Origin of the sequence: Enterococcus sp. 5B3_DIV0040 (genome assembly GCF_002140755.1) — a bacterium.
In the GTDB taxonomy this organism is placed as follows: Bacteria; Bacillota; Bacilli; order Lactobacillales; family Enterococcaceae; genus Enterococcus_D; species Enterococcus_D casseliflavus.
Genome location: NZ_NGLC01000002.1, coordinates 849,747 through 875,584, shown reverse-complemented (window position 1 = coordinate 875,584; position 25,838 = coordinate 849,747). Strand labels below are relative to the sequence as shown.

The window sequence follows — 25,838 nt, the reverse complement described above, 5'->3', positions numbered from 1 at the left end:
CCTTCAAATAGGCATTTCTAGCTTATGCAATTCAATTACCCCACAGAACCTTCCATCTCATAACTAATCAACCGGTTCAATTCGACTGCGTATTCCATCGGTAATTCTTTGGTGAATGGTTCGACGAATCCCATGACGATCATTTCGGTTGCTTCGCTTTCGGAAAGACCGCGACTCATTAGGTAGTACAGTTGTTCTTCTGAGATTTTGGAGACTTTGGCTTCGTGTTCTAGGGACACTTGGCTGTTGTGGATCTCATTGAATGGGATGGTATCGGATTTCGATAGGTCATCCATGATGATGGTGTCACACTCGATATGGGAGATAGAGCCTGCGCTCTTCTTGCCGAAGGTGACTTGTCCACGGTAGTTTACTGCACCGCCGTCTTTAGAAATTGATTTTGAGACGATGGAGCTGGAGGTATTTGGTGCGTTATGGATCATTTTTGCACCAGTATCTTGGATTTGGTTGGCACCTGCAAAGGCAATGGAAAGCATCGTGCCCCGTGCGCCTTTGCCATCAAGATACACACTTGGGTATTTCATGGTTGTTTTGGCACCTAGGTTGCCATCGATCCATTCAACGGTAGCACCTTCTAAGGCTTTGGCCCGTTTGGTTACTAGGTTGTAGACGTTGTCTGACCAGTTTTGAATGGTGGTGTAGCGGCAGTAAGCGTCTTTTAGGGTAAAAATTTCAACGATGGCTGCGTGCAAACTATTGCTTGAATAGGTTGGGGCGGTACAGCCTTCGACGTAATGGACGCTGGCGCCTTCGTCAACGATGATCAATGTGCGTTCGAACTGACCGGTATTTTCGGCATTGATTCGGAAATAGGTTTGTAATGGCACATCGACACGAACGCCTTTTGGTACATAGATAAAGGTACCACCTGACCAAACGGCTGAGTTTAAAGCAGCAAGCTTGTTATCGGTTGGTGGGACTAATTTTGAGAAGTATTGTTTGAACAGCTCAGGGTATTCCTTCAAGGCTGAATCGGTATCGGTAAAAACGATGCCAAGTTTTTCAAACTCTTCTTTCATGTTGTGGTAAACGACTTCTGATTCGTATTGGGCAGAAGCGCCAGCCAGGTATGCCCGCTCGGCTTCTGGAATACCAATGCGCTCAAAGGTCTCTTTGATTTTTTCTGGTACGTCATCCCAATCACGGGCAGGACGATCACTTGGTTTTTGGTAATATTTGATGGCATCAAAATCGATGTCAGACAGGTCTGGGCCCCAGTTTTGCATGGGCATCTTGTTGAAGGCTTCAAGAGACTTCAAGCGGAACTCAAGCATCCATTCTGGCTCTTGCTTGACCCGTGAGATTTCACGGACGATGTCTTCGGTCAATCCTTCGCCGGTACTAAAAACAGGCTGCACGTCATCGTGGAAGCCAAATTTATATTCTTCTAATTCGGGTACACCCATGGTTCTCACTCCTTTTGTAGTGCGGTTGTCTATTCGCTGGTTTCTTCAGTGTCAGATTCATTGGCGTGGCTGTGACTGACAGATGCTTGTGTACTGTCGGCAGCAATAGCTTTTTCTAATGCTTTCCAAGCTAAGGTCGCACACTTGATGCGTGCAGGAAACTTCGCCACACCTCCAAGCATGGAAGCATCGCCTAAGCGATCGCTTTGGGGAATGTCGTTTCCTTGGATGAGTTCAGAAAACAAGCCTGATAGCTCACCAGCTTCTGCTAGTGTCTTACCGATAATCGCATCCCCCATCATGGATGCACTGGCGGTACTGATGGAACAGCCTTCGCCAGTAAACGCGATGTCTTTGATGGTGTCTCCTTCGACAGCGAGCTCCAAGTGGATCACGTCGCCACAGGTAGGGTTATTCAATTCGACTTTGTACGTTGAATCATCCAAGGTGCCCCGATGATGTGGGTGGCTGGAATGATCCAGAATGACTTGTCGATACAAATTATCTAATTTCGTTAGTGCCATGTTGGAAAAACTCCTTCGTCAGCTTGATGGCGTCAACCAGTCGATCGGCGTCCTCTCTTGTATTATACAGGTAAAAGCTGGCCCGTGCAGTCGCTGGGACTTGCAAATAGGTCAAGAGGGGTTGGGCACAATGATGACCTGCCCGTACGGCGATGCCTTCCATGTCTAAAGCGGTGGCAACATCATGAGGATGGATGCCTGCTAGATTAAAGGCGATCACTCCCGTGCGTTTTGCTGCTTCTTGGGGGCCATAGATGGTCAAGCCTTCAATGGCTTGCAGTTTTGGCAAAACGTAAGCAGCTAAGTCTGCTTCATGGGCGTGGATATTTTCTAAGCCGATTTCTGTTAAGTAATCCACCGATGCACCTAAACCGATCGCACCGGCAATATTTGGTGTACCAGCTTCAAATTTCCACGGCAGTTCTTTCCACGTGCTTTCTTGCAGATGGACAAAATCGATCATTTCCCCACCAAATTCGACGGGCTCCATCTGATCCAGCCATTGCCGCTTGCCGTACAAGACACCGATGCCAGTTGGTCCGCACATTTTATGGCCAGAAAAGGCATAGAAATCACAATCCAGTGCTTGGACATCAACTGTCATATGTGGAACAGCCTGAGCACCATCCACCACCATGACGGCTTGGTGCTGATGCGCCAATTTGGTTAGCTCCGCAATCGGATTGATCACGCCTAAAACATTGGAAACATGAGCGATCGAAACGATAGCGGTTTTTTCAGTGATCTGTTTCTTGGCATCTTCCATGTCCAAGGTGCCTTCTGGCGTCAGCTGGATATATTTCAAGGTAGCTTTTTTTCGGGCTGCTAATTGTTGCCAAGGGATGATATTGGAATGATGTTCCATATAGGAAATCACGATTTCATCGCCTTCATTGACAAAACGGTCGCCGTAGCTGCGGGAGACCCAATTTAAACCAGTGGTCGTCCCTCGAGTAAACAGCACTTCCGCCGTTTCATTCGCATGGATAAAGCTGCGCACTTTTTCCCGTGCGCCTTCATAGGAATGGGTCGCCCGTTCTGCGAGGGTATGGACCCCACGATGAACGTTGGCATTGTCTTGATGGTAATAATCGGTGATCGCCTGCAGCACCGCCTCTGGCTTTTGCGTAGTGGCAGCATTGTCGAGGTAGACCAATGGTTCGTCATTTACGAGCTGATCCAAGATGGGAAACGCTTGTTTCACTTTTTGGGCATCGATCATGCGAGTAACTTCCCTTCGATAACGGCAACCAATTCTTGTTGCACTTCTTTGACTGGGATCGCGGTCAAGACGGAGCCCAAGAAGCCACGAATCACCAAACGTTCCGCTTCTGCTTTGCGCAGCCCACGACTCATCAAGTAGTACATTTCTTCTGGATCGACCCGTCCCACACTGGCTGCGTGTCCGGCGGTTACTTCGTGCTCATCGATCAAAAGGATTGGGTTGGCATCGCCACGGGCTTGGTCAGAAAGCATCAAGACACGACTTTCTTGTTGCGCGTCCGCCCCTTTTGCTCCTTTTAAAATGTGTCCGATACCGTTAAAGGTTAAGACGCCGCGTTCTCTAATGACGCCGTGTTGCAGGATATGGCCAATGGAATGCGGTGCTTTGTTGGTGACGCGAGTGTCGATTCCTTGTGTTTGACGCCCAGCACTGATGGCGACCGCTTTGACTTCCGAATGCGCGCCTTCGCCTACAAGATCAGAATCAAAGTCCGCCACGACGTCGCCGTCATTCATGACTCCAATTGCCCAATCTACCATCGCATCTCGTAATACGTAGCCGCGACGATTCATGTACGTAGTGATGTTGACACCTAACTGATCAATCGCAGAGAATTTGACCTTCGCACCTGCTTTGGCGATCACTTCCACTACGATATTGCCAGACAGTTTTTTCGCTTGGTCGCCTTTGGTTTGGAAACGTTCCAAGTAGCTGAACTCACTGTGCTCATCAGCAACGATCAAAATGTGTTTGAAGAAATGCGCTTGACTATTGCCATTGTGATAGAAAATCGCTTCAAGGGGTTCTTCGATCACCACGTTTTTTGGTACATACAAGAACATGCCGCTATTCATAAACGCCGCATGTGCTGCGGTCATTTTGTCTTCATCCATTGGTACTGCTTTGGTCATGTAGTATTGATTGACCAACTCTGGTACTTCTTTCATTGCTGTAAACAAGTCGGTGAAGATCACGCCTTTGTCAATCAGCTCTTGCGGTAATTGCTCAAAGATGGTGGTGTCATCAAACTGAACGAGAGTCGGATGGTTATCCATCGCGTCAAAGGCGGGAACCAAGCCAGCACCTGTCTCCTTAGATTCACTTGCAGGTAAGGTTGGATCGATGAAGCCTGCAAATTCTTTTTCACCAGCAAGTGCTTGTTCGTCGATATTGAACAATGGCCAACGCTCGTAACGCACCCGCTCGATTTTTGGAAACGCAAGTTCATCCACTTTCGCAAGGGCTGCTTGGCGTAATTCCAACATCCATTCAGGCTCTTCTTTTAACGCTGAAAAAACGTTGACTTGTTCAAGATAATCCTGTAATTTTGCCATTTACCTTGCCTCCTTACGCTTCTTCTTCTTTGTAGTCGATCCCTAACTCTTTACTGATCCCAGCATAGCCTTCTGCTTCTAGGCGTTTGGCTAAATCTGCCGAACCGGTCATCACGACACGGCCTTCCATCATGATATGAACCACGTCTGGTGTGATGTAGTTTAACAGACGTTGGTAATGGGTGATGATCAAAGCGCCAAAGCCTTCGCCGCGCATTTCATTGACGCCTTTTGCTACGACTTTCAAGGCATCAATATCTAGACCAGAGTCGATCTCATCCAAAATCGCAAAGGTTGGATCTAGCATCAACAATTGTAAGATTTCATTTCGTTTCTTTTCTCCACCAGAGAAGCCTTCATTCAAATAGCGTTCCGCCATTTCTTCTGGCATATTCAATAAATCCATTTTTTCATCTAATTTTTTCAAGAAATCCATGACAGAGATTTTGTCGTCTTCGTCACGTTTGGCATTGATCGCTGCCCGCATGAATTCCGCATTGGTGATGCCTGGAATTTCACTTGGGTATTGCATCGCCAAGAACAGACCTAAACGAGCTCGCTCATCCACTTCCATTTCCAAGACGTTTTCGCCGTCGAACAAAATTTCCCCTTCTGTCACTTCATAATTCGGGTTACCCATGATGGCAGCGGACAAGGTTGATTTCCCTGTACCGTTTGGTCCCATGATGGCATGGATCTCTCCAGTTTTTAACACTAAGTCAACGCCTTTTAAGATCTTTTTATCTTCGATTTGGACGTGTAGATTTTTGATTTCTAAAACTGACATTTCTTTCCCTCCAGTATCTTTTCTTTCTCACTATTTTAGACTAATTGAGAATGAACTTCAAACGCTATTCCCGACTTTTTTAAAATATTTATAATCTGTACATTGGAATTATTATAAAGTATTACATAGAGATAGTACATGGTTATTGTTCAGAAAGTCGACTATTTTTGAAATTTTACTTTTATCTTTCCACTATCTTCTTTTCTCTATTGTTGAAACCTTGTATTCTTAGGAAAACAAAGTGAAGGACCCTCACTCGTTTTTTGTGAGGGTCCTTCACTTTTTCCATCCTGCTGTTTTTTTAACTATAATGGAAAATTAAAGTTCATCATAAAATGCTGTGCAACATTAATCAGTTCTTTTTTTGATAGTTTCCCTAATATTTCAATCTTTCTACCGTCACGCTCGGAATAATATAGCGTATAAACTTGCTTTGTATTTACTTTACTCCCAGGTTTCAATTTATCGTGTTGAATATCGACAAAGTAAGGACGCTTCCTATCTGTACTCGTTATTGGACAAACAATGATCAAATTTGAGGTGTAACTGTACTCATCCCTGCTGATGACTAAAGCAGGCCTGCGCTTTTTGATTTCACTCCTTTTCGAGGGATCAAAATCAATAAATACAAGAGTCCCTTGTTCGAGCCTATTCATCAAGCTGCCTGCCTTCAACAATAAAATCAGCAGCTAGCATATCTTCTTCATCAACAAATTCTTTCTCTTTCGCAGCTAAAAAATAATCATCGATCTTAGGAATCAAGGAAATCGTACCATCGTTTTCTTTGCTGATAAAGTAGGTCTTACCAGCAGGAATCTCAAACTTACTTGCTAGCGTGACCATTACCGCATTTCCTTGCTTTCTTGTTTTCACTGTATCCAAAACAATCACCTTTCCTTCATAACATATATAGTCTATTTCACCACGTAGTTACTGTAATTACAAAATACAGCTAGGAGATCAGCCCCCTTTTTTACTAGGTACTTTACTATACGCAAAATGCATCTGATAAATCATCAACAACAAAAGAGGACACGAAAAAATCTCGCATCCCCTACCTTCACTTCTGCTGTGCCCATTCTTCTCGCAAGATGCCATACTTGATGGAATCATAATAGGTGCCTTCCCAGAAACGGACTTTGCGGATCTGGGCTTCTTTGGTCATCCCTAGCTTTTCTCCTAGTTTCATCATGCGGTGATTGCCCGACCACGTGGTATAACCGACACGCTGGATATGAGGCTGTGATTCAAACAACTCATTGATCCACTGACGAATTGCTTGGCTGCCAATGCCTTGATTCCAAAGGGAAGCATCATAGATGGCTATCCCGAATTCCAACCACTGCTGCAAGGTATTGTCTTCCCAATAAGCGGTCGCGATCCCTACGATTCTTCCTTGATAGCTGATCGCTTTACGTAACGGGTTGTCGATACAGCTAGCGCCAAACCCCGTTCGAAATTCTTCCCACGTCAACACGGGGTCTTGGAAATACGGTCCGTCCCATTTTTTCCATTCTAAATCTGCCTTAGGCCCATAGCTGATCGACCAAAGTTCAGCAATCATTTCTTCCGTAATCGATTGAAGTGTGACTGTTTCTGCCATCTTCAAGCCCCCCTTTCTCCTAAAAAAAGTCGTCTCCTTAAAGGGTTCTTCACGCATTATGGAGAACCGTTTGAGATACAAGTACACGTATTGCGATCGACGATCAGTGCTTATTTCCCAAAAAGCTTTTGGAGAAACCCTTTTTTCTCAGGGACTTCCTTTGTTTCAGTCACCTGAAGCGGTCCAGTTTCCTTCACGACTTGCTGAAAGCCCCGATTGTCTTGCAGCAACAGACCGTTTAGTTCCAGGATCCCAGACAGACTGCCAATCATCCGCCGCACTTCTCCCGCACTTTTGCCGAAAAAGCGCTGGTCGTCATTTGCTTCGGCTTCTTCCAAAATAACCAGCAGCTGCTGGATGCTTTGATTTTGTTCACCTAAGACGAACGACAACTGGTCAACTTCCACTGTTGTAGTGGCCGCTGACGGTACTAAATCCGTTACGAGCTTTAAGCTATCTAAATAATCCTTTAAGTCAAAAATGAACGTTTGTGCCGCTTCATTGTTCATTAATTGGCTTTGACTCAACTTGCTTTGTAGCGCTTCCAATTCGTTTGAACGTTTAGAAAGTTCGCTTACGATCGTTTCTGTATCCATACGCCACCTCCTAATGACATTGTCCCGTTTTCTCTTTCATCCGTCAAGAATTCGTCGGACTTTTTTCTGCGTTTTTACCGATCAGACCTGCCTATTGCTCCTGTTGGTACTTTGTCGGTGCACAGCCATAGCGCTTCGCAAAGAGCCGATTAAAATGGTTGATGTTTTGGAACCCAGATTGAAACGCCGCCTCTCGAATCGTCAGTGTTTCGTTGCTGCGTAAATAAAAAAACTTTTGAAACCGAGCTTGCAATAAATCTTCTTTGGGCGTGGTATGAAAAAATTGTTGATAGAGCTTATAGAATTGGCTTTTACCGATGGAAAGCTCTCGGCTAAACTGGTAAAAATCCCATTGCTGTTCACAATTGACTAACATTTTCAACCGCATCGCTTGAAACAGTTGATAGTGTTCGTTTTGTGGTTGCGGGATGCTTTCTTCAAAATTGCGTTCAAGTAAGACCAATAGATTTGTCATATACGCCGCGATCAATTCTTCCGTGTGCCGTTGTGGCAACAAGGATTCATGATTGATCTTTTGGATCAATTTGTTGATTTGTTGAATATTTTTCGGCTGGAACAGTTGGTTACAAGGGATCGCATAGGTTTCTTCGATCACCTGATCCGTTTGAAACTCAACAAAGCTATTAAAAAAATCTTCTTTGCCACGATAATCTTGATAGACGGTTGGAGGAAAAAGAATGCAGCTACCTTTTTCACTAGTTTCTTGATGACCATCTTCAAAAGTGAAAACCATTGGAGACAACGTCAACACGAAAAGATAATGCTTTAAGCCAGAGGGGCGATAAATATGATCGGAAACAGCATTGTGCATTTGAAATCCTGAATAGGTTACGTTCAACTTCTCACTCCTTCCTACTTGCCTTTAGTATAAAGAAAACGGACAAAACGTCAATAGAATAAGACAGAATGTAGTGTTTATTTTCATGGACTATCGCTACAATGAAAGAAAAGAAAGGGGTTGCAAAATTGAAGAAAACTACGATGTATTTAGACAAACACTTTATTTTGGCACCAGTCGACGAACGGATCTACGGCTCTTTTGTGGAGCACTTAGGGCGCTGTGTGTACGAAGGGATTTATCAACCAGAAAGTCCTTTTGCCGATGAGCAAGGCTTTCGTCAAGATGTCGCTGCCTTGATCAAGCAGTTGAATGTGCCGATCGTCCGTTACCCAGGAGGCAATTTCGTCTCTGGGTATAAATGGGAAGATAGCGTCGGCCCTAAAGAGCAACGGCCAGCAAAAATCGATTTGGCCTGGCGGGTAATCGAAAGCAATCAGTTCGGCTTAAACGAATTTATGGATTGGACCAAGCAAGTCAATACGGCACCGATGATGGCGATCAATCTTGGGACACGAGGAATCGAAGCAGCAAAAAACTTGATCGAATACACCAATTTAAAAGGCGGCAGCTATTATAGTGACCTCCGTCGTGCCCATGGGGTGGCCGATCCTCATGACATCAAACTTTGGTGTCTAGGCAATGAAATGGACGGTCCTTGGCAAGAAGGACATAAGACAGCCGATGAATATGGCCGTCTCGCAGAAGAAGCTGGCAAAGCGATGCGTCTGGTGGACCCAACGATCGAAACCGTCGCTTGTGGTAGTTCTTCTCTCACGATGCCGACCTTTGGCATGTGGGAAGATACAGTATTAAGTCATTGTTACGATCAAGTCGACTACATTTCCATGCATCAATATTATGGCAACCGTAATGGCGATAGCCAAGATTATCTAGCAAGCAATGTCGCAATGGATCAGTTCATCAGTCAAGTCGCAGCAATCTGTGATGCAGTGAAAGCCAAACGCCGAAGCAAGAAGACGATCAATATTTCCTTCGACGAATGGAACGTCTGGTATCACTCAAATGAACAGGATCAAAAAATTGAACCTTGGAGTCAACACCCACCACAATTAGAAGACGTCTATCACTTTGAAGATGCGTTACTCGTCGCAAGCATGATGATCACGATGCTTCATCACGCAGATCGCGTCAAAATCGCCTGCATGGCACAGCTGGTCAACGTGATCGCACCGATCATGACTTCCGATACTGCCGCTTGGAAACAAACGATTTTTTATCCCTATGAAATGATCAGCAACTATGGTCGCGGTCACGTGTTGCATAGCATCCTTCGAGGAGCTGATTTCGATAGCAGCCACGGAAAAGCTTCTTATGTGGATGCCATTGCGATCGAAAACGAAGATGACTATTTGACCTTTTTCTTAGTAAATAAGGATTTGCAGGATGCCAATGAATTCACTTGCGACTTGCGTCAATATGATTCATTGCAAATCGCTACCCATCAAGTCTTACACCACCCAGACTTGCATGCCGTCAATACCGAAGCAACCCCGAACAACGTTGTGCCCGTCAATGGAAAAACAGCGGAATTGAATGACGGCATTTTGCGTGTCGTCTTGGAAAAACAAAGCTTCCAGATGCTACGCTTGAAGAAAAACGTCAGCAAGTAACGAGCGTATCTGTTTTAGCCAAAAAAAGCAGCAGCCTTGGTGACATCCTGAAAAAACGAGACTTTTACGGAGTGGAGAAATCCACTCCTTTTTTATGGTCCCCCCTGTTCACTTGCTATTTTTCGCATTCTTAACTGATCTGGGCAAAAAGGCGGCAACTGCCGGCTTACTTTTCCAAAAAAAGAGACGACAAAAGAACACCCTGCGGCAGCTAAGATACCGCAGGGTGTTCTTGATTCATTGTTTAGCCGTTATAGGCATCAACGATGATTTGTTTCAATTCAGAGATTAGTGGTTCTTTTGGATTTGCTGTTGTACATTGGTCTTCATAAGCCAATTCAGCCATGCGATCAACTGTTGTATCTAGTGTTTGTTGAGTGACGCCTTGCGCTTTCAAGCTCATGTCGATACCAACAGATTGTCCTAATTCGTAAACAGCTGTTGCCAATGCTTCAACCAATTCAGCCGTTGTTTTGCCTTTAAGGCCTAAGAATTTCGCAATGTCTGCGTAATCTGTATCAGCACGGAAGAAGTCATATTTAGGGAACATTGCATGTTTTTGTGGGTCTTTGGCATTGTAACGGATGATGTGCGGTAAAAGAATCGCATTTGTACGTCCGTGAGGAATACCATATTCACCACCGATTTTGTGGGCTACTGAGTGACAAATACCTAGGAATGCATTGGCGAAGGCCATACCTGCCATTGTTGAGGCATTATGCATTTTTTCGCGAGATTCCATATCAGGTGTTTTCACTGATTTTTCTAAGTAGTCAAAGACTAACTTGATTGCTTGTAAGCTCAATCCACGAGTGTAATCAGATGCCATTACTGACACATAAGATTCGATCGCATGAGTCAAAACGTCCATTCCAGTGTCTGCTGTAACAGAAGCAGGTACTGACATTACGAATTGAGGGTCAACGATTGCTACATCTGGTGTCAATGCGTAATCAGCTAATGGGTACTTCACGTGTGTTTCACTGTCAGTGATAACCGCAAATGGGGTTACTTCAGAACCAGTACCAGACGTTGTTGGGATACAAACGAATTGCGTTTTTTCTGGTTTGTCGATCTTGTATGTCCGTTTACGGATATCTAAGAATTTTTGTTTCGCGCCGAAGAATGAAGTATCTGGGTGCTCATAGAACATCCACATGCCTTTGGCAGCATCCATTGCTGATCCACCACCAAGGGCGATCACTGTATCTGGTTTGAAATCAACCATCATTTTTGTTCCAGCGTAAACGGTGTTTGTTGATGGGTTTGGTTCTACGTCAGAGAAGACTTCGATTTTCACGTCATTTTTACGACGAGCAAGTACTTCACGAACCGTATCGCAATAGCCGAATTGAACCATACCAGGGTCACAAACGATCATGACACGTTCAACGTTTTCCATTTTCTCCAAGTACATTAGAGAGTTCTTTTCAAAGAAGATTTTTGGTGGCAATTTAAACCATTGCATATTATTTCTCCGTTTCGCTACAGTTTTCACATTGATCAAGTTCACAGCAGAAACATTTCGTGATACAGAATTTTTCCCGTATGAACCACAACCAAGTGTCAATGATGGAATCATTTCGTTGTAGATATTTCCGATACCACCTTCTGCAGATGGTGTGTTAACTAAGATACGGCAAGCTTTCATGCGTAGGCCGAATGCTAATTGCAAGTCTTCGTTTTCAGTGTGGATCACCGCTGTATGGCCTAATCCGCCTAAATCAAGCATTGCTTCACATTTTTCGAACGCGTCTTCTGTGTTGTTTGCTTTGATCATTGCTAAAACTGGAGAAAGTTTTTCTCTTGATAGTGGGTAATCAGCACCGACACCGTCAAGTTCAGCGATCAATAATTTTGTTCCTTCTGGTACGTTGATGCCTGCTAATTTCGCAATTTCCATTGCTGAATGTCCAACGATTGCTGGATTTACGGCATATTTTCCTTCGTTCATCACGGCATCTTCAAGTTTTTGTAATTCTTTTGCTTTTACAACATAGACTTGATGTGCTTCAAATTCTGCTTTCACAGAGGCATAGACTTCTTTATCAACGATCACTGCTTGTTCAGAGGCACAGATCATTCCGTTATCAAAAGTTTTTGATACGATCAAGTCATTGACTGCTCGTTTCACTTTCGCTGTTTTTTCGATATATGCAGGTACGTTCCCTGGTCCAACACCTAATGCAGGTTTACCAGTTGAGTATGCTGCTTTGACCATGCCAGCGCCACCAGTTGCTAATACGATCGCAATTCCTGGGTGGTTCATCAATAAGCCAGTCGCTTCGATTGATGGATGTTCGATCCATTGCACACAGTTTTCAGGTGCCCCAGCAGCGATGGCTGCATCACGAACGATACGTGCAGCTTCTGCTGAACATTTTTGTGCAGATGGGTGGAAAGCAAAAACGATCGGGTTACGTGTTTTCAAAGCGATCATTGCTTTAAAGATCGTTGTAGATGTTGGGTTAGTTGTTGGTGTTACCCCACAAACGACACCAACTGGTTCAGCGATTTCGATCAAGCCTTTTTGTTTGTCTTCATTGATCACGCCGACTGTTTTGTCATGTTTGATACTGTTCCAAATATATTCTGAAGCGTACATGTTTTTGATCGCTTTATCTTCATAGATACCACGGCCAGTTTCTTCTACTGCCATTTTAGCTAAAGGCATATGTTTGTCTAATGCTGCCATTGCCATTTCATGAACAATGTGGTCCACTTTTTCTTGATCAAAGCTTTCCATTTCTTTTAACGCCACATTTGCCTTCGTTGCTAAATCGTCAATCATTGCTTGTACGTCGATTGTCACTTCTTTTTCCAATGTCTTAGCCATTGTATGTCCTCCTAGTTTTTAAACATGTTTTGTTTGTTAACTACTTCACATACAGATCATACAACATCTTTTTTCGTTTGTAAATAGTTTTTGTGATTTTTTTCACAGTTTTATTAAACTCCCTTTAAATTAAGCGTTTTCAAGAACTTTTAAGGAAAAGAAGTGGACAAAAGTTTCGGTTTTTATTAAGAAAAATGTCATGTGCTAAGTTGAACAATAGGTTAAAAAAACTTTTTGTTCACTTTTGAAAAAAATCACTCTTCCTTCTACTATTTTATCTAAGATTGCCGTATACTCCCTCTAGTATTCTGCCCTTCTTTCAATGGCTATTAGTGTCTATCGAGGACAAAAAAACGACCAGCCATCGCTGATCGTCTTTCTCTTTAAAACAAATCCTCTTGGTCGGCTTCTGTTAGAGGCTTTCCGTGGGCAAGCTGGGAAACAACGTGCGCCATCTTTTTGTAGGAATCATTCAATCCGATTCCGCCTTTTTTCGGCATCTTCAAGATATAGATGTCTTTGGCATAGATTGTCACTGCTGGATTTTCCTCTGATATCGCTGCAGCCCCTGGAATTCCTTGCGCATTGAATACTTTCGTCAATCCTGCTGCCATTTCGCCAAAATTAGGATAATGCATCGCAGGTCCGCAAAGAACGGCATCGGCGTCAAATTTTTTAGCAAACCCCACAAATTTTTTGTTCACTTCTTCTTGATGCTCGTGATAATATTGGTCACCACAATAAAGCGTTGCAACGATTTGTGCGTCTTGCTCTTGAAAAAGTGGATTCAAGGTTCGACCTGGACCAAGGGCAGCTTTTTTGCCGCTTGGCGGCAACTGAGCATTTTCATCACTTCCCATCCCTGCAGTGACATGATTGAGAATCAAAATTATTTTTTTCATGAGCGGTGCCTCTTTTCTTATAGATCATCAAAATCGAAATCATCAAAATTGATTTCCTCTTCTTCTTGTTCAACGGTATCCGCTTCTTCTTTTAGATATTGATTATCTAAGACTTTGATAAACGGATAATAAATAGCCATTCCTAAGAGGATCAACAAGACTTGTAACACGGACGCTTGCCAACCACTGACTAAGAAACCAGAAATAATCGGTGGCGTGGTCCATGGCAGTTGAATTCCATTGGTATAGTTGACTAACCCAAGATCCATACAGAAGTAAGAGATAATAATATTGATCGTTGGCACTAAAGCAAAAGGAATCAGCAGAACTGGATTCAAGACGATCGGTAACCCAAAGATGATGGGTTCATTGATCCCGAAAATACCTGGGATTAACGATAACTGTGATAGTTTTTTGACCCGTTGGCTTTTACAGACTAAGATCATGACTAAAATCAAAGATAATGTCGAACCGCCCCCACCAAAGGTCGCGAACATGTCTTGAAATTGACCGGTGATGATGTTAGGAATTTCTGCGCCATTCTTGAAAGCATCTAAATTTTCAATAGATAATGCTCGTAAGATAGGGTTGAAGACAGCGCCGACCACACTGGAACCATTGATCCCAAAGAACCAGAAAAAATGCAAAAATAGGTAGGCTATGATCATGGCACCTAAAGTATTTCCTAAACTTAACAACGGTGTCTGTAAGAACTTAAAGAGGATCTCTTGCAGATTGCCATAAGACGTCAAGTTGGCTAACCAGTTGGCGATCATAAAGACCGTCACGATCACAAAGCTGGGAATCAACGCCTCAAAGGATTTCACCACAGTTGGGGGAACACCGTCAGGCATTTTGATCGTCCACCCTTTGCGTAATAACGCAACGAACATTCTGGTGGAAATCAAGGCAACAACCATCCCTAAGAACAAACCGCTAGAACCCATCCATCGTAATGGCAGGCTGCCAACTTCATATACTTCCGTAGAGCCTTCTGGTGTGAAAACGGTCGTAAATGGTGTCACGATAAAAAAAGAAACGAGTGAAATAATGGCTGCTTGCATGGCATCAACTTTAAACTGTTTTGCCAAACTATACCCGATCCCACCAACGGCTAAAATCGTCATAATGTCAAAGCTGGCTGTTGCTGGCATATTCAACATCGTTGCCCAGTTGTCTCCCAGCAAACTGCTCATCATCTCGTTCCAATTTGGAATCGGAAAATTGGTCAAGACTAAAAAGAGTGAACCCACGATCAACAACGGTGTGGATAATAAGAAACCATCACGAATCGCAATCAAGTATTTGTTTTCACCGATCGTCTTTGCCATCGGTGTTAACACTTTTTCTAACCAGTTTAAAAATTTCTGCATTTTTCTTCCTCCCATCTGCGTGCTATCTGGCAGATAACACGTAGTCCCCTGTTACTCCAACACTTTTATTACTTTGCTTTGGCTTTTTTGATCAAGCTTAAGGCATCTTTCAACGCTCGTTCGCCATCCATCATGCCGTATGCTTCTGTCGCGATCGTGCCGACTGGAATCCCCATTGGCTCGAAAGTTGCTTTCATTTTGCTATCTAAGTGTCGTACTTGTGGACCTAACAAAATAGCGACTGGTTTTTCTTGTTCGACTTTTTCTTCTGCATGGATCGCAGGGAATGCTTCGATCGTCAAAGGCATGTTGTGCTTTTTGACGACTTCCATCATTTTATTGACCATGATACTCGTTGACATTCCAGCTTCACAAAACAAATAGATTTTTTTCGTTGCCATATCCATTCCTCCAATGTTTGTTTTTCTCAATCGCGGTTGTTAGACCGGCGCTTTGATTCGTTCTTCATACGCTTCCAACCATTCTTTCGTAATAGGCTCGATCATGGTTGTCTGCTCAGGTCCTGGTGTTGCCATAAAAATAGCAGGCTCTTGATTGGTGGTTGCGACACTAAAGGTAAATTCTACATTGGTTGCCACCCCCCAGCGACCCTGTTTATCTAAGGCGATCAGCGAGAAGGCGCCGGCTTTGCCGTAGCGCTTCTTCAATCGCGCTTCAAAGTCGTAAACGGCTTGATCACATGCTTCTTGCGGTGCTAGCCCTTCTCCCATCAAACGGACGATCTCGTAGGAAAGGCAGCCTTTCATCAAGTCTTCCCCTAACCCTGTGGCAGCGGCACCGCCGATTTCACTATCCACATAAAAACCAGATCCAGATAAAGGTGAATCGCCAACACGACCGCTTTTTTTCATAAATAAACCAGAACTAGAGGTTCCTGCTGCCATGCTTTGGTGTTCATCCAGCGCAACTACTCCCACTGTATCGTGGCCGTCATAGGGATCGAGGTTGTTGGCAGCGATCTCTGCTTTGCGCTTTTCCCAAATGGTTTTAGCTCGCGGTGTCAGCATCTCTTTGGGCTGGAATCCTTCGGCAAGCGCATAAGCGACCGCTCCTTGGCCGATCCGAAAACTATTGAATTTCTCCTCACTTAGGCTGCGTGCCACGGAAATAGGATTTTCCACATCGACGATCCCAGCGACGGCACCAATTTTGAAGGTATCACCATCCATGAAGGCAGCGTCCATTTCCAACACGCCTTCTTCGTTGGGCAGTCCGCCATACCCCACCGATTTATAAAATGGATAATCTTCCACTGCTTTAATGGCTGTTTCTACTGCATCTTGGCAGGAGCCTTGTTGCTCTAATATTGCTTTAGCAGCGAGCACGCCATCGTGTGCCATCCGCCATGTAGCAATCATTCCCCACATAAATATCCCTCCATTTTTCATAGCGCTTTCAAGTATATTCTATACGGTATATACTACTATGTCTATACTAAAAAAAGAGTTTCTCAAAAAAATTGGAAAAACTCTTCTTCGTTCGTGTCTTCGCTTATTTTGTCAGTGCTTGTAAGCTGCGCAAATAAATTTCAAGATTCGTCCGTAGATCGGCAACCGCCATGTACTCATCTTGGTTATGAGCGATCCCTTTTTGCCCTGGAAAAGACGGACCAAAAGCAAGGATGTTTGGCATCTTGCGGGCGTAGGTTGCTCCTGTAGTCGTCACGGGGGTTGGATCATTGCCCGTTACTTGGTGATAGATTGTCGATAGCTTTTGGATTTCGGGGGCATCTTTTGATCGGCAGAACCCTGGAATGCTGCGAAGGATCGTAAGACTTGCCCCTTTTGGCAATGCCTTTTGCACCCCAGCGAGCACTTGTTCCTCCGTTACCGATACAGGATAGCGAAAGGCCACTTCTAACGCTAGTCCACTGGCGGATTTTTGGAGAACCACAGGGGTCAAGATCAATTTTCCTGAGTCGGCATCTTCTAGTACCAAATCAATGCCTTCGCCATAGTGCTGCTGGTGAAAACTTTGGGTGATCCACTGCAAAGCTGCTTGCAATGACGGTGTCGCCGCCAGTTGCGGTGCCGCTTGCTGCGCAAGTTTTGTAATGGCATTGTCCCCTAGCTCAGGGGCATTGCTAGGGGAGCGTTTGCCTAGTGCTTCAAAGGACTGGCTGCCTACGGTTACCGATAGGTGGTCTGGCACATGATCGCGGAATTGATCGCCAGAAAACGCAGCTAACAGCTGCTGTTCTTGGACGGGCAATGGAAAATCAAGTTGCACATTGACGACACCCCGTTCGCCGTAAACCACTGGATACTTGCAGTCTGGCGTAAAACCAAAACGCGGTGGCTGCTCAACCGCTAGATAATGCGGGATATCCGACATGCCGCTTTCTTCATCTGTACCGAAAATGATCCGCAGCGGTAATTGCGGTTGATGACCAAGGTCTTTCAATACTTTCATGGCAAACAAACAGCTGATGATCGGGCCTTTGTTATCTAAGATCCCTCGGCCATAAAAGTTGCCGTCTTTTTCAGTTAGTGCAAACGGTGGGTAGCTCCAACCAGAACCTGCCGAGACGACATCCAAGTGTCCTAACACACCGATATAGTCGGTATCCGTTGGTCCCCAATGGGCATAGCCGATCGCATCATCGATGACCGTTGTTTGAAAACCGTATGCTGCGCTTTTTTCCATGACGTATGCTAACACTTCTCGTGGTCCTGTGCCATAAGGCGCATGAGGCGCCGGCTCACCTTTGACGCTTGCGATCTGCATCACCTCGCTCAAAAGCGTGAGAAATTCTGACCAATTGGCTTCAATACTTGCTGTGAGTGGATCCATTGTCTTCACCTCTAAAGGATTGATTTTATTTTTGACGCACTAATGTATTTTTGAAGGTATATTTGTCTGCTCGGTAATAGGATATATCGTATAAGATCGGTTTGGCTGATGCGGAATAGGTCATCGAATGGACCAAAAGCATCGGTTCCTCTTGAGGCACCTGTAAAAGTTTCGCAATATCGGCAGGACTTTTCACAGCTTCCACCTCTTGATGGGAATAACCAATCTCGATGTTGGCTTCAATGACTTGATACAAAGACGACTCTAATTGAGCTTTCGTGAGTTCTGCGGTGTCTTCTTGCAGATAGCGTTTCAGTACGTAAAGATTTTCCACCGTCATCGGCTCATCATCAAAGTAGCGCAAGCGCACCAAATAAACGATTGGTTCCTTGGCGTAATCGCCAAACAGCTGACCAATCTCTATCGGGAGCTCTTTGACGGTTTCGATATGCAAAACTTCCGTACGGGTCTTTTTCCCTTGGATTTTGGCGGTCTCGGTAAAACTTTGGAGCCCGCCAGAGCCGCTTTGGATCTTGGGCTGTTTCATGACATAGGTTCCTTTGCCTTTTTCTTTCACTAACAAATTTTGGCCAATTAATAGATCGATGGCTTTGCGCACCGTTAAACGGCTGCACTGAAATTCCTCTGCTAAATCATAATCGGAAGGAAGCTTTTGGCTCGTCACGTACGTACCTTCATGAACCCGTTGCGCAATCTGCTGGGCAACTTCTTGAAATACTGCTTGTTTTTTCAACGTCTCTCCTACTTTCTTTCACTTTGCTACCATTCATAAAACGATCGATTGGCACTGACGCCAGAAGAAACACTGACAAACGCTTGTTCATCGATTCCTTGGATCATGCCTTCGACGGTCTTGAGTTCTCTATGGGAAATGACCAGTAATAATAGTTTTTTCTGTTGATGATCAAATCCACCTTCGACATCGTTGATGACCGTGATGCCTCGCTGCAAGGCACATTGCAACGTCGTAATGACGGGTTCTGCTTTTTCTGTAACGACCAGCAGCTGTACACGCCGCTGCTTCAGGTTGACGTAGTCGACCATCCGCCCACTGATGAAGAAGGAAATGGCACTATAAAAAGCATAAGGCCAGCCAAAGATCAGCCCAGCTGCTAGCTGCAAACTGACATTGAAGCCGATAAAGAAACTGCCGATACTTCTACCAGTGGCTTTTTTCACTAAAATCCCTAAAATGTCAAGCCCACCCGTTGAAAAATCGTCGTTCAATGTCAAGCCCACCGACACCCCGTGCAGCAATCCGCCAAACACGGCACAGATCACCGGATCGGTCGTTAAAGCAATGACCGGGACCACCTTCATCATAACAGAAGACAGGACGACGGTACAAACCGTCATGATGGTAAATTCTCGATCGATTTTGACCCAAGCAACCGCTAACAATGGCGCATTAAAAAAAAGCACCAAAAGCGGGATCGAAAGCTGCAGATTCAACTGCTCATCTAAAAGCTGCGACAGCAATTGCGACAAACCAGTAATCCCACTCGCATAAATATTTCCCGGCAGCCAAAAGAGATTTAGGACAATCGACGACAGCAATGCATAGATTAAAGCAACAAGCATTCGTTTTCTATAACGTGCCATGTTTTCCCTCCTCCACTTCGCTTTTAGTATATATCATTAAGTATATACTGTCACGCAGAAAAAGCAGGCGAAATGAGGGGAAAAACAGGAACGAAGCAAGGTAAAAACACGCCAAAATCAAGGAGTAAAACGTTGGTATCAAAGGTTTTTTAAGATTTTTTTAAAGCGAGTAAATCACTTGAAATTCGCTAAAAAATGAATAAAATAAAAAGTGTAAAAACAAAAGAATAAAGAAAGGATGATTCTTATGACACATGAGATTGTGCCACGCCGCTCAGATTCATACAGTATGACACCTTTTGATTTCTTTGAAGATTTTGGCCGCAGTTTTTTTGATGGGTTTCCATCGAACCTGATCAAAACCGATATTCACGAGAATGACAAGGAATTTCTCGTTGAAGCAGAACTGCCTGGCATCCCTAAAGAAAATATTCAAGTAACCTATGAAAATGGGGTTTTAACGATTACGGGACAACACCAGACGGATCATGCGACCGAAGATGAAAAAGGACGTCTGGTTCGCAGCGAGCGCAGCTTGACAAGCGTTCGGCGGCAATACCTGTTAGAAAACGTCAAAGAGGATGAAATCAAAGCCTCTTACGCTGAAGGAATTTTGAAATTGACGTTGCCAAAAGACCAAGGCAAACAAGCGTCAAAGAAACTGATTCCCATCGAGTAACGAAGGCAATCAAAGCACCGCAGCAAAACGAGCGATCTCTGTTTTGCTGCGGTGCTTGTTTTATTTTAGAAACTGTCCGACTACTAAAAAAATGCACCGTCGCTTCTGAGAAAGCGACGGTGCATTTGTGCTTATTCTTTGGTTTCGTCTTGGATGCTCGTTGCGTCTTCGACATCAGCTGGTTCGATTTGTGTCTCAACGGATGCAACAGTTCCAGGTTTCACTGTGCGGATCGCTGAACGATCAAACTCTAAGAAAATTCCTTCACAGTCGATGATCACGGTACTTTTTTCTGTGTTGACTTCAGAAAGAACGCCGTGGAGTCCGCCGATGGTTACGACTTCATCGCCAGCTTTCATATTTTCTAAAAGATTTTTACGCTCTTGCTGTTGTTTCTTTTGTGAACGACTCATAAAGAACCACATTGCCACTAAAGCAACCAGCATAAAGAGCATTGGTAAAGATTGTGCCATTTTTTTCACCTCGATTTATTTTCTTTCCTATAAGATACTTTATCAGAATTCCTCTATTATTCCCACCATTTTAGTAGAGAATGTTAGAAATTCCTCGCATTTTCCTTGTTGAACCCATACTCTTCAATAAAATGCTCACGGAACTCCAACAAGTTGTCATCCATGATGGCTTGACGGACATTTTTCATCAGATTCAATAAGAAGTAGACATTGTGGTAAGACGTCAAACGCATACCAAAGGTTTCATCACATTTGATCAAGTGGCGGATGTACGCACGAGAATAGTTTTTACATGTATAGCAATCACACTTCTCGTCAATTGGTCGAAAGTCACGGGCATATTGCGCATTTTTCACGACTAAACGACCTTTTGAAGTCATACAGGTACCGTTTCTTGCGATCCGTGTTGGTAAAACGCAGTCGAACATATCGACACCGCGAATCACGCCATCGATCAAGGAGTCAGCTGCCCCAACGCCCATCAGGTAACGTGGTTTGTTTTCTGGAATCCAAGGAGTCGTAAATTCCAACACGCGATTCATTTCCGCTTTTGGTTCGCCAACTGACAGGCCGCCGATGGAATACCCTGGGAAGTCCATACTGATCAAGTCTTGGGCACTTTGCTTGCGCAAGTCTTCAAAGCCTGCACCTTGAATGATCCCAAACAAGCCTTGCCGATCTGGATTGGCATGGGCTTTCAAGCCACGCTCCGCCCAGCGAGACGTCCGTTCCACCGATTTTTTGACGTAGTCATAGCTTTCATCAAATGGCGGACACTCATCAAAACTCATCATGATATCTGACCCTAATTTGTTTTGGATATCAATCGCTTTTTCAGGAGATAAAAACATTTTCGACCCATTCAAATGGTTTTTGAAATGGACACCTTCTTCGACGATGTTGCGCATTTCGGCTAATGAAAAGACTTGGAAACCACCTGAATCTGTTAAGATTGGTTGATCCCAATTCATAAATTTATGTAAGCCGCCTGCTTCTGCAACAATGTCTTCTCCTGGACGTAACCACAAGTGATAGGTATTGCTTAAAATGACGCCTGCACCCATTTCTTTCAATTCTTCAGGGGCAAGGGTTTTGACCGTTGCTAATGTGCCGACTGGCATGAACATTGGCGTTGGAAAGGTTCCGTGAGGCGTGATCAGTTCGCCTAAACGGGCACCGGTATGCTTTTCTTTCTTTATCAGACGATAACGAATGGCTGGTTCCGTCATTCATTTCCCTACTTTCTCTCTATACTCGATTAACTGTGCAACGCTATCTATGATAAGGGTTGCCCTTACATTTTGCAAGGAAGTTTAAAGAAACTAAGAGTATTTTCTCCTAGTTATGCGAAACATCTATTACTTTTTTTTGAAGATTTAGCGAAAGTTTGCTATCATGTTATTTATATTGAAGGGAGGTTTTTTGAAATGAAATCAAATAGAGAGCTAAAAGCAGAAGCAAAAGCAATCCTGCGAGGCCGCTGGAAAGACAGTGTTTTGATGTGTATTGTACCGACTTTGATCTCGATCGCTATCGCATTCGTCATTATCGTCCTTACTGTTATTCCATTGTATCAAAGCGGTATGTTCAATGATCTTGGTTCTACCGATGCAGTCAATTCCGCTGGCGGCAGTGGTGGCAGTGGCGGCGGCGGTTTGATCAGCGGTCTATTTTCTGCCTTATTCGGTGCTGGGATCTCTTGGACTTTCCTTGATCTTTTACGCGGTAAAAAACAGTCGATCCAACCCTTTTCTGATGTCTTTCGTGGCTTCAGTGGTGCTTTCGTGTTAGGGATCATCGTCATTTATATTTTGTCGACTATCTTCACGACGTTGTGGACATTCCTGTTTATCATTCCTGGGATCATCAAAGCTTATTCTTATTCTCAAGCATATTTTGTCTTTTATGATACTTATGAAGAAACTGGCATGCGACCAGATTTTCTCAGCTGCATCACAGGTAGCCGTCATTTAATGAGAGGCTACAAAGGGCAACTGTTCATCCTTGATCTGAGCTTCATCGGCTGGCACATTTTGGCCATCATGACTGCAGGAATCGGCTACTTATGGTTGACGCCATACATCAGTGCAACCAAAGCAGCGTTTTATGACAATCTGCCTAAACGAGCACTTGCTTAAAAGATCGGTTCGCCGGTCTTTTTTTTGAGGAAAACGACCTTTTTCTTTTGCAAACGCTTCCTTTTCGTGTTATAGTATACGTGTAAGGAAGGTAGCAACTCTGTTGGTGGTTTTCGTAAATATCGCAAACTCAATCTACTAAAAGTTGTTGAACGTACAAGTTTCACCTAGTACCAAACGTGTAAAGTAACAAGAAGAAAAACGTAACAAGGATCGAACATTTCCATATCGAAAAATGATACGTCTCATTTTGTATCGGAATACACGAAACATGTGTAAGTTTGTAAATGAAAACAAATTTTCGAGAAACATTGCTTTGCATGGACCACAAAAAGCGACCACCACTTATACCTTCCTCTAGTAGTAAGCTGGGCGACAAAAAAGCAGTTCTAAAAGTTGAGAAATTGTGTCAACTTAAAGAGCCGCTTACGTCGCTCAGTTTTTTTTGTTTATTTTAAGAACATCGCATCGCCAAAGCTAAAGAAGCGATACCGCTCATCAATGGCATGCTGGTAGGCAGAAAGTGTTAGGTCGCGTCCTGCAAAGGCACTGACTAACATCACTAAGGTTGATTTTGGTAAATGGAAGTTGGTAGAAAAAGCTTCCACGATTTTAAACTGATAGCCTGGCGTGATAAAAATACTCGTCCACCCACTATCGGCTTTGATTTGCCCATCAAACTTAGTCCCAATGGTTTCTAACGTACGGATCGAAGTCGTTCCGACTGCAACGATCTTGCCGCCATTTGCCCGAACCTCGTTCAATTGAGCGGCAGCTTCTTCTGTCAAACGGTAAAATTCGCTGTGCATCTCATGATCAGCGATATTATCGACACTCACTGGACGAAACGTTCCTAAACCAACGTGCAAAGTCAGATAAACCAGCTTGACGCCTTTTGCGGCGATCTGCTCCAGCAATTCTGGGGTAAAATGCAAGCCAGCAGTCGGTGCAGCAGCTGAGCCGTTTTCTTTGGCATAAACCGTTTGATAGCGGTCTGGGTCTTCTAGCCGTTCTTTGATGTAAGGCGGTAACGGCATTTCGCCAAGTGATTCCAGAATCTCTAAAAAGATCCCTTTGTATTGAAAACGAATGATCCGGCCGCCGTGATCGAGCTCTTCTTCCACCACTGCCTCTAATCGTCCGTCGCCAAAGGTGATCTTCGTGCCGACTTTGGCTCTTTTGGCTGGCTTGATCAAGGTTTCCCACGTATCCCCTTCAATATTATTCAGTAAAAGGATTTCCAAATGGGCACCTGTTTCTTGTTTTTCGCCATAGATACGAGCTGGTAATACCCGCGTATCATTCATCACCAAAGCATCCCCTGGTGCCAATTCATCAATGATGTTATAGAAGTGCTTGTCCTCAAATTTGCCAGTCTCACGGTCAACCACTAATAAACGGGAACTTGAGCGATCGCTTAATGGCGTTTGGGCGATCAGTTCTTCCGGTAATTCAAAATCAAAATCTTCAGTTGTAAGCATGTTGTTCCTCTCTTTCCCTAAATTCTTCTCTATTCTAGCATGTTTTTATAAAAATTGAAAAAACAGCTTTTTATTCTGCCCTTTCTTAGAAAAAAATAAAGAGACTGCTGCCAAGGCGTTCTGCAAAAAAACCCCCTTTTTCCCAATGGAAAATAACGGGGGATCTTCGCCGTTTCTATTCCCTATGCATCGCTCCTTAATTTGGACTTGCTTCTGGCGCTATTTTCGGTTTTGTCTATACAATTATGAAAAAAATGGGCAGATTATTTGAATAACAAGGGACTTTTCGGCATACTTAGTACAGATTCTAAGCCATTATTCAGATTGCTTAAATAAAAATAGAGGTGACATCATGATTGAGTTTCAGCAGGTATCCAAAATTTACAAAGGTGGTAAAGTCGCTGTTGAAGATGTGAATCTTTCCTTTGAAAAAGGCGAATTCATTTGCTTCATCGGGACAAGTGGTAGCGGAAAGACGACTTGTATGCGGATGATCAACCGTATGACGGATCCTTCTAAAGGAAAAATCTTGATCAATGGAAAAAGCGTTACAGAGATCAACCCAGTGGAATTACGCCGTCAAATCGGCTATGTGATCCAAAGCATCGGTTTGATGCCTCACATGACGATTCGGGAAAACATTACACTGGTTCAAAAATTGTTAAAAGTCAGCCAAGAAGAACGCAACAAAACTGCCGAGCGCATGATCGACTTGGTGGAATTGCCGCGAGAAATGCTCGACCGTTACCCCAACGAATTATCTGGGGGGCAACAGCAACGAATCGGTGTTGTCCGTGCCTTGGCAGCTGACCAAGATGTCATCTTAATGGATGAGCCTTTTGGCGCACTAGACCCAATCACTCGTGATTCCCTACAAGATTTGGTCAAAGACTTGCAAGAACGGCTTGGAAAAACCGTCGTCTTCGTTACCCATGATATGGATGAAGCATTGAAACTTGCTAGCCGCATCGTGATCATGAGTGAAGGAAAAGTCATTCAATTTGATACACCAGAAAATATTCTGCAACACCCAGCAACACCGTTTGTGGAAGAGTTGATCGGTGAGGACCGCTTGTTGCAAGCAAAACCTGACACAACGCCAGTCAAAGACGTGATGTTGAATACCCCGATCGCTATCACACCAGAAAAATCCTTACAAGAAGCGATTCATTTGATGCGGGAAAAACGGGTCGATACCTTGCTGGTTACCGACAATAGCAACGTGCTAAAAGGCTACATCGATGTCGAATCCATCGACCGCAACCGTGGCAAAGTTACTAGTGTCGGCGATATCTTGAACAAAGATGTCTTTTTCGTTCGTGAAACCGCCTTGTTGCGGGATACCTTGCAACGCATCTTAAAACGCGGCTTAAAATATGTCCCAGTAGTAGATGCCGACAAACATTTAGTCGGGATTTTGACCCGTGCTTCCTTAGTTGATATCGTTTATGACGTGATTTGGGGCGATGAGCCATCGATCATGGAAGCCATTGAGTCGGCGAAACCTGAAGAAACTGAGGAGGTCTAGCG

General features: G+C 44.1%; 25 protein-coding genes. 4 read left to right on the top strand and 21 right to left on the bottom strand.

Annotated elements, in window-relative coordinates; translation table 11 throughout:
* Window positions 1–35: 35 nt before the first annotated feature.
* The 10 genes from sufB to A5883_RS16535 form a co-directional block, all read right to left on the bottom strand.
* Window positions 36–1,427 carry a Fe-S cluster assembly protein SufB gene (sufB, locus tag A5883_RS16580; RefSeq protein WP_005232103.1) on the bottom strand — a complete coding sequence of 464 codons (1,392 nt, stop codon included), beginning with the start codon at window positions 1,425–1,427 and terminating at the stop codon, window positions 36–38.
* A 29-nt stretch (window positions 1,428–1,456) separates the two neighbouring features.
* The gene (sufU, locus tag A5883_RS16575) at window positions 1,457–1,951 is read right to left on the bottom strand and encodes a Fe-S cluster assembly sulfur transfer protein SufU (protein WP_086339087.1); all 495 of its coding nucleotides are present in this window, start codon (window positions 1,949–1,951) and stop codon (window positions 1,457–1,459) included.
* Entirely contained in the window at window positions 1,929–3,173 is a 1,245-nt protein-coding gene (locus A5883_RS16570; protein WP_074934372.1) for a cysteine desulfurase, read from the bottom strand. Before A5883_RS16570 ends, sufU begins: the two co-directional genes overlap by 23 nt.
* Complete coding sequence (gene sufD, locus A5883_RS16565; protein WP_015508910.1) at window positions 3,170–4,510, bottom strand: Fe-S cluster assembly protein SufD; 1,341 nt, start codon at window positions 4,508–4,510, stop codon at window positions 3,170–3,172. Before sufD ends, A5883_RS16570 begins: the two co-directional genes overlap by 4 nt.
* A 13-nt stretch (window positions 4,511–4,523) precedes the next feature.
* Complete coding sequence (gene sufC / locus A5883_RS16560) at window positions 4,524–5,297, bottom strand: Fe-S cluster assembly ATPase SufC (protein WP_005232112.1); 774 nt, start codon at window positions 5,295–5,297, stop codon at window positions 4,524–4,526.
* Window positions 5,298–5,602: 305 nt separating this feature from the next.
* Window positions 5,603–5,953: a type II toxin-antitoxin system PemK/MazF family toxin gene (locus A5883_RS16555; RefSeq protein WP_086339086.1), complete on the bottom strand. Its 351-nt coding sequence runs from the start codon at window positions 5,951–5,953 to the stop codon at window positions 5,603–5,605.
* A complete protein-coding gene (gene mazE, locus A5883_RS16550; RefSeq protein ID WP_371860490.1) occupies window positions 5,946–6,170 on the bottom strand; it encodes a type II toxin-antitoxin system PemI/MazE family antitoxin in 225 nt (74 codons plus the stop codon). The genes A5883_RS16555 and mazE overlap by 8 nt, the downstream gene beginning before the upstream one ends.
* A 187-nt stretch (window positions 6,171–6,357) precedes the next feature.
* Entirely contained in the window at window positions 6,358–6,900 is a 543-nt protein-coding gene (locus tag A5883_RS16545) for a GNAT family N-acetyltransferase (RefSeq protein WP_086339085.1), read from the bottom strand.
* A 110-nt stretch (window positions 6,901–7,010) separates the two neighbouring features.
* Complete coding sequence (locus A5883_RS16540) at window positions 7,011–7,496, bottom strand: hypothetical protein (RefSeq protein ID WP_086339084.1); 486 nt, start codon at window positions 7,494–7,496, stop codon at window positions 7,011–7,013.
* A 91-nt stretch (window positions 7,497–7,587) separates the two neighbouring features.
* Window positions 7,588–8,355 carry an AraC family transcriptional regulator gene (locus tag A5883_RS16535; RefSeq protein ID WP_015508907.1) on the bottom strand — a complete coding sequence of 256 codons (768 nt, stop codon included), beginning with the start codon at window positions 8,353–8,355 and terminating at the stop codon, window positions 7,588–7,590.
* A 101-nt stretch (window positions 8,356–8,456) separates the two neighbouring features.
* Here A5883_RS16535 and arfA point away from each other — a divergent pair, with 101 nt between their 5' ends.
* Window positions 8,457–9,989 carry an arabinosylfuranosidase ArfA gene (gene arfA, locus A5883_RS16530; protein WP_077453702.1) on the top strand — a complete coding sequence of 511 codons (1,533 nt, stop codon included), beginning with the start codon at window positions 8,457–8,459 and terminating at the stop codon, window positions 9,987–9,989.
* A 244-nt stretch (window positions 9,990–10,233) separates the two neighbouring features.
* Here the strand turns inward: arfA and adhE are convergent, their stop codons facing one another.
* From adhE to A5883_RS16490, 8 genes are all read right to left on the bottom strand, one after another.
* Window positions 10,234–12,825: a bifunctional acetaldehyde-CoA/alcohol dehydrogenase gene (gene adhE / locus A5883_RS16525; RefSeq protein WP_010748754.1), complete on the bottom strand. Its 2,592-nt coding sequence runs from the start codon at window positions 12,823–12,825 to the stop codon at window positions 10,234–10,236.
* Window positions 12,826–13,208: 383 nt separating this feature from the next.
* Window positions 13,209–13,727 carry a GrdB-related putative oxidoreductase gene (locus A5883_RS16520; protein ID WP_086339083.1) on the bottom strand — a complete coding sequence of 173 codons (519 nt, stop codon included), beginning with the start codon at window positions 13,725–13,727 and terminating at the stop codon, window positions 13,209–13,211.
* A 17-nt stretch (window positions 13,728–13,744) separates the two neighbouring features.
* Window positions 13,745–15,100: a PTS cellobiose transporter subunit IIC gene (gene celB / locus A5883_RS16515; protein ID WP_086339082.1), complete on the bottom strand. Its 1,356-nt coding sequence runs from the start codon at window positions 15,098–15,100 to the stop codon at window positions 13,745–13,747.
* Between the two features lie 68 nt (window positions 15,101–15,168).
* Window positions 15,169–15,501, bottom strand: a complete 333-nt coding sequence (locus A5883_RS16510) for a PTS sugar transporter subunit IIB (RefSeq protein WP_005227348.1) — start codon at window positions 15,499–15,501, stop codon at window positions 15,169–15,171.
* Window positions 15,502–15,540: 39 nt separating this feature from the next.
* Window positions 15,541–16,488, bottom strand: coding sequence for a N(4)-(beta-N-acetylglucosaminyl)-L-asparaginase (locus A5883_RS16505; RefSeq protein ID WP_086339081.1), 948 nt, complete (start codon window positions 16,486–16,488; stop codon window positions 15,541–15,543).
* 124 nt (window positions 16,489–16,612) lie between these two features.
* Entirely contained in the window at window positions 16,613–17,914 is a 1,302-nt protein-coding gene (locus A5883_RS16500; protein ID WP_086339080.1) for a Sapep family Mn(2+)-dependent dipeptidase, read from the bottom strand.
* 25 nt (window positions 17,915–17,939) lie between these two features.
* Window positions 17,940–18,668, bottom strand: coding sequence for a GntR family transcriptional regulator, LSA1692 subfamily (locus A5883_RS16495; RefSeq protein WP_005227344.1), 729 nt, complete (start codon window positions 18,666–18,668; stop codon window positions 17,940–17,942).
* A 26-nt stretch (window positions 18,669–18,694) separates the two neighbouring features.
* Window positions 18,695–19,537 carry a YitT family protein gene (locus A5883_RS16490; protein ID WP_086339079.1) on the bottom strand — a complete coding sequence of 281 codons (843 nt, stop codon included), beginning with the start codon at window positions 19,535–19,537 and terminating at the stop codon, window positions 18,695–18,697.
* Between the two features lie 247 nt (window positions 19,538–19,784).
* Here A5883_RS16490 and A5883_RS16485 point away from each other — a divergent pair, with 247 nt between their 5' ends.
* Entirely contained in the window at window positions 19,785–20,216 is a 432-nt protein-coding gene (locus A5883_RS16485; RefSeq protein WP_005227339.1) for an Hsp20/alpha crystallin family protein, read from the top strand.
* A gap of 131 nt (window positions 20,217–20,347) precedes the next feature.
* Here A5883_RS16485 and yajC read toward each other — a convergent pair whose 3' ends face one another.
* Window positions 20,348–20,689, bottom strand: coding sequence for a preprotein translocase subunit YajC (yajC, locus tag A5883_RS16475; RefSeq protein ID WP_005232170.1), 342 nt, complete (start codon window positions 20,687–20,689; stop codon window positions 20,348–20,350).
* A gap of 83 nt (window positions 20,690–20,772) precedes the next feature.
* Window positions 20,773–21,918, bottom strand: coding sequence for a tRNA guanosine(34) transglycosylase Tgt (gene tgt, locus A5883_RS16470; protein WP_005227333.1), 1,146 nt, complete (start codon window positions 21,916–21,918; stop codon window positions 20,773–20,775).
* A 198-nt stretch (window positions 21,919–22,116) separates the two neighbouring features.
* Here tgt and A5883_RS16465 point away from each other — a divergent pair, with 198 nt between their 5' ends.
* Window positions 22,117–22,827, top strand: coding sequence for a DUF975 family protein (locus A5883_RS16465; RefSeq protein WP_034857863.1), 711 nt, complete (start codon window positions 22,117–22,119; stop codon window positions 22,825–22,827).
* 449 nt (window positions 22,828–23,276) lie between these two features.
* On the opposite strand, the gene queA is transcribed toward A5883_RS16465, so the two are convergent.
* Entirely contained in the window at window positions 23,277–24,308 is a 1,032-nt protein-coding gene (queA, locus tag A5883_RS16460) for a tRNA preQ1(34) S-adenosylmethionine ribosyltransferase-isomerase QueA (protein ID WP_010748742.1), read from the bottom strand.
* Between the two features lie 352 nt (window positions 24,309–24,660).
* Here queA and A5883_RS16455 point away from each other — a divergent pair, with 352 nt between their 5' ends.
* The gene (locus A5883_RS16455) at window positions 24,661–25,836 is read left to right on the top strand and encodes a betaine/proline/choline family ABC transporter ATP-binding protein (protein ID WP_005227327.1); all 1,176 of its coding nucleotides are present in this window, start codon (window positions 24,661–24,663) and stop codon (window positions 25,834–25,836) included.
* Window positions 25,837–25,838: the final 2 nt, after the last annotated feature.